Consider the following 11275-nt stretch of genomic DNA (forward strand, 5'->3'; position numbering starts at 1 on the left):
TTTGACATACGCTGAAATTTTGTAAATCCCTTGTAACCAAAGGATTTTCTAATGTTTTTTTGACTGTTTCCTGTCGATTTGTACCCCCCTGTTAGATACGGGGGGTTAAGTGCTGGCGTGGCTATTGCCACACCAGCCAGCAAGATCAGTCCACACCTGCGACTTCCGCTTCGCACGTCGCCTGCGTGGACTGTCTGCTGTTGGATAACTTTTTAATTTCCTCCAAGAAATCATATCCTTTTGGTACAAGGGGAGTATAAAACTCTGATATGACACTTGTTCCTACATCAACATAGCCACGACCTTTGATTCGCTTTAAGAAGAAATCCTTTTGTACGTCACTGCCAAACATCATGCCATAGCCCATTTCAGACATACGACCTAAAGCCACTCTGAAATTAAACTGATCACGGATTCCGTCGCCTAAATATTTTGCGTCTGGACGTTGACAAGCCAGTATTAGAAAGAAGCCAGCTTGACGACCTAACATGACAATCTGTTTCAGCTTATTCATAACTGCGGTGTTTTCTTTTGTTCCCAGCATTTCCATGAAAGCGACGTATTCATCAAAGATTAAGAAGTGTGCCGGGAGACCTAAGTAAGCATAATTTTTGCCAGTCTTATAGTTCTTCATCTGCTTCATTTCCTCACTACGTTTCATCATTTCTTCATAGAATGTTTCAATGCAAGAAAGCAAGTCTTCTTTTCTATAGTAGACATTTGCCATCACAGAACCTAAGTCCGCAAGGTCAGCATTTTTCGGGTCAAGAATATACAGTTTTGAATCTGTATGAAGCAAGGCTTCAATCAGTGTCAGTATAAAGTAAGTTTTACCGCCACCTGTACCACCAGCAATCAACATATGAGGGAGCTTATCATATTCCCACCATACGTTTTTCATTAAGCGAAGTTTACCATCTTTAGCTTCTACTTCATCAATAGAAATACGACTGGCTATGGTGTCATAGAGCAAAGTATATTCCACATAGGAATCCTTTAACTCTTTATCCGTCAGCTCACAGTACAAGCCACTCTCTAATTTCTTTTCCAAGTGTAAGAGTTGGTCTTGATATTTTCCCAGCGTGATTTCCACCCGTATCTGTATCAAGCCATTTTTAAGTCGATAATACATTTTAGGGAAGTAGGTTATCTTTTCCTTTGTACGACCAGCACTATCTTTAAAGAAACCCTCTGTTTTGACCTGTTCAGATTCATACCACTTGTTTTCAAGTATCATCTTTGCCAGTTTTTGACGGTGGTAAAGTTGTTTAACCGTATCATAGCGAACCCGTTTGAATACAAACGCTACCAGCAAGCAGATAAGAATTGCGACACTGAAACTGATAATTAAATAGGGAATGTCAATCTTATCTGCTTGTGATAGGTTAAAATCCTGCCAGTTGATCTGCTGGATTGTCTTCACATGAAACAGTCCGACAACCAGCAGGAAAACAGGCAGGAGTGACGCTATCGTAAAATGAAAGACTAAATCTTTACCAGATGGGCGAATCCTTTTACCACGCTGTTTCATGCGAAAAAGTCTCCTTTCTACCTAGCGACTATTTGTCTTGTGTCGGTTCTTTCTTTGCTTGTGGTTGAGCTTTGAATGAACTAGAATCCTTTGTCAGCACAATATCGTCTGCCTTGATATACCAGTCAACATCTGCTCCTTGATAGGTGGCAGTAGCAACGGTGTCCGCAATGGGATTGATAAGTTCCACCCGTGCGTTATAATCAAACTCTTTCAAAGGCACGCTGGCAGGAATACTTACTTGAATCATGCGTCCTTGTCCTTTGGATTTTAAGTCATAGGTACGTTCCTTGATTTCATCTGAAACCGACCCGTCTTCATTTTGGATTCTCACTTCACGACGTAGAGCAGAGAATTTCAATTCTCCAAAAGTCGTGTCTTTATCTAATACAATGCCATTTGCTAATCTCATCATTTTTCCTCTCTTTCTTTATTCTTTTATCATGTCGTCAGCATGTAAAAGGTAATTTGTAAAACCACGAGTGCCGATTTTGTAGCCCTCTGCGGTAATACGTGGATTGACTAACTTCACACGTTCCTCAAAGCCGAAATGTTTTTCGCCAGCTTCAGCAGGAAGCACCACCACAATATCATCTGCTCTTTGAACATCAGAATAGAGATTATAGCTTCTTGATAAGACAGTTAGCCGTCCGTTGATTCTTCGCTGAACGACTTTATCCTCGCCAGCAAATTCTAAATTGCCGAATGTTTTTTCCATGTTGGGAATCACAAATTTAAGTTCCATATTTTTACCTATCCTTTCTTTTTTATTGGCTGAATGAATGTTTGATGGTCTTAAAGAGTGGGGAACGACCTTTTGATTCTTGATTTTTTGTTTTCATAAGTTCACTTCCTTTCAAAATCGGGTAAAAAAATAGACACCTCATTTTTTGAAGTGTCTACCTATTAAATATTCAAATTTTATTGGAAGTATCTTTATATCTTCACTTTTCAAGGATAAATCGTCGTATCAAAGCTCATTCATAAGTAGTAAATTAGTAGTAAATTGAGTGGTTTTGACCTTGATAAAGTGTGATAAGTCCAGTTTTTATGCGGATAACTAGATTTTTATGCTATTTTTATATTAACAATAACTAACTATATATTTTGAAAGTACAACCATAGCAACTATATATTTTTTACATAAAACTATATAAGCATTACAACAAAAGGAGTACAACTATAACAGTTGTACTCCTATATTTATCTACATGACTATATGTATTTTTTATACCCATATATACTTTTTACATACTAAAAAACGGTCATCCGAAGATAACCGTTTGCTTTGGTGGACGATGACAGGATCGAACTGCCGACATCCTGCTTGTAAGGCAGGCGCTCTCCCAGCTGAGCTAATCGTCCATGTGGTGACCCGTCCGGGAATCGAACCCGGGATACCGCCGTGAAAGGGCGGTGTCTTAACCGCTTGACCAACGGGCCAATAAAAATGGCTCCTCGAGTAGGACTCGAACCTACGACCGATCGGTTAACAGCCGATTGCTCTACCGACTGAGCTATCGAGGAATGTGTATGGAGCGGGAAACGAGATTCGAACTCGCGACCCCCGCCTTGGCAAGGCGGTGCTCTACCGCTGAGCTATTCCCGCAAATGGTGGACGATGACAGGATCGAACTGCCGACATCCTGCTTGTAAGGCAGGCGCTCTCCCAGCTGAGCTAATCGTCCATATGTGGTGACCCGTCCGGGAATCGAACCCGGGATACCGCCGTGAAAGGGCGGTGTCTTAACCGCTTGACCAACGGGCCAGAAATGGTGACTCACCCGCGACTCGAACGCGGGACACCCTGATTAAAAGTCAGGTGCTCTGCCAACTGAGCTAGTGAGTCAAGTGGCTCCTCGAGTAGGACTCGAACCTACGACCGATCGGTTAACAGCCGATTGCTCTACCGACTGAGCTATCGAGGAATGTATGGAGCGGGAAACGAGATTCGAACTCGCGACCCCCGCCTTGGCAAGGCGGTGCTCTACCGCTGAGCTATTCCCGCATACAGAACCGATAATTACTATAACATAATTATCAATCTGTCGTCAAGGATGAATTAAGTCCATCCTGACTGCCATATAATAATATCAATTTACACATATAGTGTCAATGGTTTTTCCGTAAAGTTCCTTGAAAATATAGCATACAAGAACATCTTTTACCCAAGAAAGGGGGATATACAATCCCCCTTTAAAATAGATTATTCTTTATCCTTTTGTCTACCCTTACCAGCCCCATCTTCAGCCACGCTAACTTCGGCTTCGATGAATGTTTTCATATCATTTAGCATATGCATCGACGCATCGATAATGGATAGTCCCATAGTCGAACCTAAGGCTTCATCGATCAGCAGACTGTAGTGCAAATAAGGCTTCACCCCTAAGAAGCGACATTGTTCCTTATGTATAGGTTCATCATGTATAGGCTCATCATAGACAGCTGATGGGAACACATAGTCCTTAACTAGGGGATCAATGGTAACCGCCGCCAAAATAGCTGCACCAGTTACTACATTATCAAAGACTACAGCCATGCGATGGCTAGCAGCCCCCAAGATGAAGGCCGTTAAAAATGCAATATCTAAACCACCCGCTACATGAAGCAAGTTCAATACCGCATCACGGCGCTCGCTTTCACTCAAAGCAGACCAATCATCCACAGAAATATTAAATCGATCTACAAAAGAATGAATATGAGCAGCGCGTTGCTCTATCGTAGGGCCATATTCATTATGAACGAGAATATTCTCATAGGCACAACCTGTGATTGACGCCGTCGTTACAAGAGAGTCCAGAAAGGCCCTCTCCCCTATATTGCCAATAGCCACCACTTGTAATCCATCTCTATGTAACTTATCTGCATAAGTAAACCCAAGCTCAATAGCACGGTCTAATTCATCGCGAGAAATAGCAGGTTCTATGCCAAAGAAATGGGACCCATTCCGAATCACCTGTTGCTCAATATTTGTTAAATCAGAAGTGTCTTGTTCTAGACCTACATTCACCACATGTACAACAGCATTTAATTTAGTTGCAGCCCCTTGTGTAGCTGTTTTTCCCTCATTAAAGCGTTTTATAGCAGCATAACTTTCACTACCATGTTGATCATTTTGCGGTCCATCTACCAAGTGATCAGCTGCCACAACGAGCACACCATAGCGTAAATGATTTGGTTTAGGGTTTCTAAGAATCCCTGCAAAACGCTCTGCTATAGATTCTAACGTAGCAAGGCTATAGATGGGTTTTGTCAAATTATCGATACGTAAGCGGCATGCTTCCATGGATGGTACATGCAATGGTTCTATTTTGAAAGTTCTCATGCCTTACCTCCTGTAAGCGCCAAATACATATGAACCGCAAGATCTAGCATCCCCATTTGTATGGATCCACCAGAAGCCTCACCTAAACAAAGGCCTAAATCTACATAGGCTTCAAGGCCTAAATTTTCTAAGGAAGATTTGGCCGCTTTTTCAGCAGATAAATGTGAAGCCATCACATAATCCATCGCTTTTGGAGCCAATGTTTTAGCCACCAATGCACAAGCCGATGTATTAAATCCATCGATAATAACTAACCCATGATTTGCTGCAGCGCCTAAGATAACACCAACAATACAAGCAAATTCAAAACCGCCTACAGACGATAAAATACCAAGAGCATCATCCTTACTAATATCCTTATATTTTTCTAGCACATCATGAACGATCCGCTGTTTTAGTTTGAGTCGTTCATCGGAAATATTCGTTCCTCGTCCCGTCGCCTCTTCCGCTGTAAGTCCTGCAAACTTAGCGGTCATAAGGGCACTAGCTGTCGTATTTGATATGCCCATTTCACCTACCAAAAATACGTTAAAGCCTTCATCGATTTTTTCTTTTACTAGACGAATCCCTGTTTCGATGCCCTCCACGGCTTGTTCGCGCGTCATGGCGGGCTCTTCTACAAAGTTTTTTGTACCCATCCCCAGTTTATGACTTCGAAGGCCTGGAACCCAACTCATATCCGCATCGATCCCCATGTCGATAACTTCCATTTGGGCCCCACAATAATTAGCTAGGGAGTTAGCACCCGCCCCTTTAGGGATTAGATAATTTTGTGTCATTCCAACAGTTGTTTCCTTGGGATACGCACTGACATCCATATCAGCTACGCCATGATCCGCAGAAGCAATAATCATACATGGTTTTGGCACGGTTACCTGCTCTTGGTTCGTAGCCGCCCCATATTGAGCCACAACATCTACAAGACGACCATATAGTTCCACCGGCGATTCTGCATTCCAGCTATTAAATATATGTTGTTCAATCTTTAAGCTGCGACCTGTAATAGCGCCACAAGTTTCTTGTAACAAACTCATAAAAGCTCCCTTAACATAATATATTTACATACTCATATCGATATATAGTATACACGATTCTAGATATATGTCATGTTTTTTCAGTTACATTTACTCTCTTATAGGATACAAAACTACGCCATTTTAATTATCCTTGATTTGACCAGTTAAATACGGTAACTTTCCTCGAATCTCGCGACTTCGTTCAAGATAGATTTCTAATTCTTGACCGTCATCCTCTTGTAAAAGTATCTTTTTTACACGTTGAATTTCTGCTTCAACCTGTGTGAGCCCTTCAATGACATTACGACGATTCCCATAAATAATTTCACGCCACATCGATGGTAATCCACCTGCAACACGGGTGCAATCACGGAAACCGCCAGCAGATAACTTCATGCGTAATTCGCCCAATTCATCGCCTCCCGAAACTTGTGTTAAAATAGAGGCCAATAAGTGAGGCATATGACTAACCATAGCCAGATATGCATCGTGAGCATAAATATCGACAAACTCGATACGAGACCCTAAGGCACGACCCATGTCAGCTAATTCTTGAGCTACTTCTTCACTATATACATCAGATGCCTTATCTTCTAACACAATCCAGCCCATACCTTTAAATAGGTTTTTATGAGATACTTCATACCCACCCTTTTCGGATCCTGCCATAGGATGGACAGATACGAAAACGGTCCCCTTAGGAATCGATTCATAAACGGCTCGTACAAAATTTTCCTTCGCACTAGATACATCGGTTACGACTTGTCCCGGTCTAAATAGATGAGCCGTTTCAGTAAAAAGTCGTGCATTTGTATCAGGTGGCAAGGAGAACACAACGATATCTGAGTTCTTAATCAATGGCTCAACTTCAGTCCACGCAGCTTTTACCACACCATCTTGAATGGCCGCATCACAGACCTCTTGACGACGTGCATAGCCTACTACCTCATAATCTGTATATTCCTTTAAGGCCTTTGCCAAGGATCCACCTAATAGGCCTAAACCAATAATGCCCACTGTCTTACTCATATAAACCTACTTTCAAGTAAAACTAGCAATGTCTATTCTCCAATATAATGCTAGTTATATTACATTATTATTTAGCTAATTGTAAATCAAAATTAGGGAGAATGAAATTAAGCTTCGATAAGATTCTTGTTTCTCCATTTACCGCTATACCAACGATATATAAACAATAAACCTCGCAAGATTTCATCAGCGGCCATGGCAATCCATATACCAACAAGGCCCCAACCCCAGTAAATACCAAATAGATACGATAATGGCACGGCGCATAACCACATGCCAAAGATTCCCACTAGCATAGGCGTACGAATATCACCGGCAGCCTGCAAACAACCAACCATAACGATATTTACTGCACGTCCTAACTCAAGAAAGATCTCAACCAGTAATACATTATGTGCTAACTCTAGGATTTCCGGAGCCGAAGTAAACACAGATACAACAAAATCACTAGTCACATAGAAGAATGTAGCAAGACCTACGTTAATAGCAATCGCTAAATACATGGACTTCCATACACGACTAGTAACCTCCTCTTGGCGTTTAGCGCCCATTAGGAAACCTACGATAACTTGTGAAGCATTGGATAGCGCTATGGTGTATACATAACAAAGCATGGCGATAACAGATACATAAACTTTAGTATTAATAACTGCTAAGCCTAACATGTTGACCATTTTCATGATCGTAGTTTGAGATAATTGATAGCTCAATGTTTCTCCACCAGAAGGAACACTAATATGCAATAAAGATTTAACCGTATGCCACGGAAATGGTTTTAAGAATTTAAAGTTTACCTCTAAGGTTAATAATTTCTTAAAAGTATATCCAATAATCACGAGCCCTACGACTTTAGATAGCCATGTTGAAATAGAAACACCTAATACACCAAGGCTTGGTATTGGACCATGTCCAAAGATTAATACATAGTTTGTTAGAATATGAATGATATTCATCACAAGGGCAATGTACATGGTAACGCGTGTTAATGAGTGACCTCTAAATACGGCTACTAACGCATAATACATCGCTTGTATCGGTAGCCCTGCAGCAACGATAGTAGTATATATCGACGTATCACTCATCGTTTCTGGTGGTATACCTAGCCATGTAAAGATCCATTCATGGCAAGTAATAAAGAATACTGCCGCTATAGATGAAAAGAGAAAATTCATCATTAAGCTGACCGTACATACCTCTGATAGCTTGGACTGGTTTCTCGCTCCTAAATATTGGGCAATCAAAATCGTCGTAGCTGTACTCATGACGATGATGAGCATAATAAAGATATTTAAAATTTGATTGGCATTAGCTACCGCTGCTACCGCTTGAGGCGAGTAGTGACTCATCATCAATTGGTCTATATTACCTACTAGCATCTGTAGGAACACTTCAATAAATATAGGCCAGCTCAAAGTCCAGATAGATAGACTAATCCCCTTTTCGTATGCTTTCATAAAAACCTCTGCAATGAATACGATACAATTGCAATGAATATCATACAATGTCCTTATTATATCACGTTATATAACCACATGGGACAAATCGCAGAAAGCAATATACTAAATAGTTTTTCATAAAATAGTACATACAAAAAACGTGCCACCCGAAAGTGACACGTTTCTTTAATCAGCATCCTACCTAATGGGTACGATACTAATATTATTTAAATTGATTGCAAAGACTATCAAATAATGCTTGGTCAGGTTTTACAACATCTTCAGTCAATGGACGAGGATGTGGTCCGCCATTTGCTGCAGCCATTGCTTTTTCAAAGGAAGGTTTAGATGTATTTTGATAGATAAGGCCTGTAACCAAACCATCAGTATCACCCAAAGTTTTAAGCGCTGTTGCACGATCTGTTGGGTCATAACCTTCAGGCAATGCTACTAAATGTTCTTTGAACCAATCATAGCTATTGCGTTTGTTGTATGTAACACATGGGCTAAATACATTGATGAAGGAGAAGCCCTCATGATCCATAGCTTGTTGAATCAAATCAACGAGCTCTTTACGATTCACCATATAGCTTTGCGCTACAAATGTAGCACCTGCTGCAATCGCAGTTTCACAAACGGACAATGGAGACTCAAACGCACCATGAGGAGTTGTTTTTGTAACAAAACCGATGTCAGAACGAGGGGATGCTTGACCTTTAGTCAAACCATATACATGGTTATCCATTACTACATATGTCATGTTTACATTACGTTTAAAAGCATGAATGGTGTGACCCATACCGATAGCAAAGGCATCACCGTCACCGGAAAATGCAATAACTTCTAAGTCTTGGTTAGCAAGCTTAACGCCTTGCGCATAAGGAAGCGCACGGCCATGAGTTGTATGCGCACCATAAGCATAGAAATAGCCACCGATACGGCTAGAACAACCAATACCGGAAATTACGGCTAATTTTTCTGGTGGAATATTTTTCGCTACTACAGCATCAGTAATCGCCGCTTGAACCCCATAATGGCCACAGCCTGGACACCAGTTAGGACGAATATCATTTCTGTAATCTTTAGCTGTTGTCATATTATAGGACCTCCTTAATCGCATTTTTCACATAACTTTTTGTGAATGGATTACCATCGTATTTCAAGCAGCTAGAAATCTTATGTTTCTTATGCATGTTGATTTTAAATAAGTTAGCCAATTGACCAGTTTTATTGTGTTCTACAATAACTACTTTTTTCGCCGCATCAAAGAACGGTTGTAATTGCTTTGCTGGGAATGGTTTAATTAAGCGCAATTGTAAGTGATTAACTTTAACGCCTTCTTGATCAAATTCAGCAACAGCTTCTTCAATAGCACCACGGCTAGAAGCCATACCTACAACGAGTACATCTGCTTCGTCGTATTTAGCATTATTCAAGAATGGTTCATAGTTATCAGCTACAGTTTCCAATTTGCGGAAACGTTTATCAGTTTGCGCTACGTGCATTGTAGGCGCTTCTGCTGGTTTACCTTCTTCATTATGCTCTAAACCTGTGGAAAGGAATAGACCATTTTTCATGCCTGGAATTGTACGCGGAGAAATGCCATCTTCAGTCAATTCAAAGCGTTTGAAGTAGTTAGGTTGTACCAATTCAGGAAGCTCAGCTTCTTTCATCATTTTACCGCGATTAATAGGTACGCGGTTCAAATCGAAAGAAGGAACGGATTGTTTATTCAAACCTTGTTGTAAGTCAGGCATAAAGATAACTGGACATTGGTACATTTCTGCCAAGTTGAAAGCTTTTTGAATTTCATAGAAACATTCTTCAATAGATGTTGGAGAAATTACGATACCAGAGTAGTCGCCATGTGCATTGTAGCAAGCTGCATCAATATCGGATTGTTCAACTTTTGTAGCCATACCAGTGGATGGGCCAGAACGTTGAACGTCGATAACAACCATTGGCAATTCAGCCATGGAAGCCATAGACAAGGATTCTGCCATCAAGGAAAGGCCTGGACCAGAAGTACATGTAAAGCCACGAACACCTGCGTATACACCACCCATAGCTGTCATACATGCTGCGATTTCGTCTTCTGTTTGAACAACAGTTGAGCCCAACTTATCCATAGTTTTAATCATGTATTCCATAACTTCGGATGCTGGCGTAATAGGATATGATGCCATGAAACGGGAGCCTGCTGCAATAGCACCAAGAGCACATGCTTCGTTACCTAATAAGAACATTTGATCTTTCTTACCAGGCGCTGGCAATGTATCGATCTCAACATCGCCTAACTTTTCCATTACAAGGCTATGACCATCATCGAAAGCAGCCAAGTTTTTATCTATAATCTCTTGGGATTTCTTTGCAAATTTCTCAGTAATAGCATCTTTAAACATCTTAGTATCAAAGCCAAGAAGCGCTACGGACATTCCAAGTGCTACGATATTACGCATCAACAAGGATCCTTGTTTCATTGCTGTTTCAGAGATAGGCAAAGATAAGCAATTAATCTTTGTACCTTCAAATTTAGAAAAGTCTGGATTAACTTTACTATCACAGATGATATATCCACCATCACGTACTTCGGAACCGTGCATATCAACGGTTTCTTGATCAAGGGAAAGCAAGAAGTCTACCCCTTCACCAATGGACATAATTTGTTCCAATGCTACGCGCAATGCGAATGTAGTATGACCACCTTTGATGCGAGATGCAAATAAACGTTGGCTATACAAAGAGTAGCCTTCTTTAGCAAGGATTGTGGCCATAATTTCGCCGCAACTCTCGATACCTTCACCTTGTTGGCCGCCCATTTTCCAGATAAAATCTTTACGTTTTTGCAAGAGATTCACCCTCCTTAGGATAAAAATTACACTGCTGACAAGAGTCTACCTTACTATGTTAATGTTTTATAGTACGAACCTGTCTTATA

Annotated in this window: 10 protein-coding genes and 9 tRNA genes; all 19 read right to left on the reverse strand. The window is 40.8% G+C overall.

Going from position 1 to position 11275, the window contains the following annotated elements:
* Positions 1 to 143 (reverse strand): conjugal transfer protein (locus KHY58_RS09490; RefSeq protein ID WP_278473221.1); only part of this gene is annotated, 143 nt, incomplete at its 3' end.
* A 2-nt stretch (positions 144 to 145) separates the two neighbouring features.
* A complete protein-coding gene (locus KHY58_RS09495) occupies positions 146 to 1531 on the reverse strand; it encodes an FtsK/SpoIIIE domain-containing protein (RefSeq protein WP_000813488.1) in 1386 nt (461 codons plus the stop codon).
* 28 nt (positions 1532 to 1559) lie between these two features.
* Entirely contained in the window at positions 1560 to 1946 is a 387-nt protein-coding gene (locus tag KHY58_RS09500; RefSeq protein ID WP_000985015.1) for a YdcP family protein, read from the reverse strand.
* Between the two features lie 15 nt (positions 1947 to 1961).
* A complete protein-coding gene (locus tag KHY58_RS09505) occupies positions 1962 to 2276 on the reverse strand; it encodes a YdcP family protein (RefSeq protein ID WP_000420682.1) in 315 nt (104 codons plus the stop codon).
* Between the two features lie 544 nt (positions 2277 to 2820).
* Positions 2821 to 2896, reverse strand: a tRNA-Val gene (locus tag KHY58_RS09510).
* 3 nt (positions 2897 to 2899) lie between these two features.
* Positions 2900 to 2974: transfer RNA gene (locus tag KHY58_RS09515), tRNA-Glu, on the reverse strand.
* A gap of 8 nt (positions 2975 to 2982) precedes the next feature.
* Positions 2983 to 3058, reverse strand: a tRNA-Asn gene (locus tag KHY58_RS09520).
* Positions 3059 to 3065: 7 nt separating this feature from the next.
* A tRNA-Gly gene (locus tag KHY58_RS09525) sits at positions 3066 to 3140 on the reverse strand.
* 3 nt (positions 3141 to 3143) lie between these two features.
* Positions 3144 to 3219 (reverse strand) — tRNA-Val (locus tag KHY58_RS09530).
* Between the two features lie 5 nt (positions 3220 to 3224).
* A tRNA-Glu gene (locus KHY58_RS09535) sits at positions 3225 to 3299 on the reverse strand.
* A 5-nt stretch (positions 3300 to 3304) separates the two neighbouring features.
* Positions 3305 to 3380, reverse strand: a tRNA-Lys gene (locus tag KHY58_RS09540).
* Positions 3381 to 3383: 3 nt separating this feature from the next.
* Positions 3384 to 3459: transfer RNA gene (locus KHY58_RS09545), tRNA-Asn, on the reverse strand.
* Between the two features lie 5 nt (positions 3460 to 3464).
* A tRNA-Gly gene (locus KHY58_RS09550) sits at positions 3465 to 3539 on the reverse strand.
* Between the two features lie 198 nt (positions 3540 to 3737).
* The gene (locus KHY58_RS09555) at positions 3738 to 4856 is read right to left on the reverse strand and encodes a nicotinate-nucleotide--dimethylbenzimidazole phosphoribosyltransferase (protein WP_278473218.1); all 1119 of its coding nucleotides are present in this window, start codon (positions 4854 to 4856) and stop codon (positions 3738 to 3740) included.
* On the reverse strand, positions 4853 to 5890 hold the full coding sequence (locus KHY58_RS09560; protein WP_278473219.1) for a nicotinate-nucleotide--dimethylbenzimidazole phosphoribosyltransferase: 1038 nt from the start codon (positions 5888 to 5890) through the stop codon (positions 4853 to 4855). The genes KHY58_RS09555 and KHY58_RS09560 overlap by 4 nt, the downstream gene beginning before the upstream one ends.
* Positions 5891 to 6013: 123 nt before the next feature.
* Complete coding sequence (locus tag KHY58_RS09565; protein WP_058948080.1) at positions 6014 to 6901, reverse strand: prephenate dehydrogenase; 888 nt, start codon at positions 6899 to 6901, stop codon at positions 6014 to 6016.
* 107 nt (positions 6902 to 7008) lie between these two features.
* Positions 7009 to 8355, reverse strand: a complete 1347-nt coding sequence (locus KHY58_RS09570; RefSeq protein ID WP_278473220.1) for an MATE family efflux transporter — start codon at positions 8353 to 8355, stop codon at positions 7009 to 7011.
* A 205-nt stretch (positions 8356 to 8560) separates the two neighbouring features.
* Positions 8561 to 9433: a 2-oxoacid:ferredoxin oxidoreductase subunit beta gene (locus KHY58_RS09575; protein ID WP_008602530.1), complete on the reverse strand. Its 873-nt coding sequence runs from the start codon at positions 9431 to 9433 to the stop codon at positions 8561 to 8563.
* Position 9434: 1 nt separating this feature from the next.
* Complete coding sequence (locus KHY58_RS09580) at positions 9435 to 11186, reverse strand: 2-oxoacid:acceptor oxidoreductase subunit alpha (RefSeq protein WP_004698101.1); 1752 nt, start codon at positions 11184 to 11186, stop codon at positions 9435 to 9437.
* Positions 11187 to 11275: the final 89 nt, after the last annotated feature.

The organism is Veillonella parvula (assembly GCF_018366295.1).
Classification (GTDB): domain Bacteria; phylum Bacillota; class Negativicutes; order Veillonellales; family Veillonellaceae; genus Veillonella; species Veillonella parvula_P.

Bases quoted from the DNA above. Each gene is read 5' to 3' on its own strand.
- KHY58_RS09565 (WP_058948080.1), bottom strand. From the start codon at position 6,901: ATGAGTAAGACAGTGGGCATTATTGGTTTAGGCCTATTAGGTGGATCC.
- KHY58_RS09495 (WP_000813488.1), bottom strand. From the start codon at position 1,531: ATGAAACAGCGTGGTAAAAGGATTCGCCCATCTGGTAAAGATTTAGTC.
- KHY58_RS09500 (WP_000985015.1), bottom strand. From the start codon at position 1,946: ATGATGAGATTAGCAAATGGCATTGTATTAGATAAAGACACGACTTTT.
- KHY58_RS09505 (WP_000420682.1), bottom strand. From the start codon at position 2,276: ATGGAACTTAAATTTGTGATTCCCAACATGGAAAAAACATTCGGCAAT.
- KHY58_RS09560 (WP_278473219.1), bottom strand. From the start codon at position 5,890: ATGAGTTTGTTACAAGAAACTTGTGGCGCTATTACAGGTCGCAGCTTA.
- KHY58_RS09555 (WP_278473218.1), bottom strand. From the start codon at position 4,856: ATGAGAACTTTCAAAATAGAACCATTGCATGTACCATCCATGGAAGCA.
- KHY58_RS09570 (WP_278473220.1), bottom strand. From the start codon at position 8,355: ATGAAAGCATACGAAAAGGGGATTAGTCTATCTATCTGGACTTTGAGC.
- KHY58_RS09575 (WP_008602530.1), bottom strand. From the start codon at position 9,433: ATGACAACAGCTAAAGATTACAGAAATGATATTCGTCCTAACTGGTGT.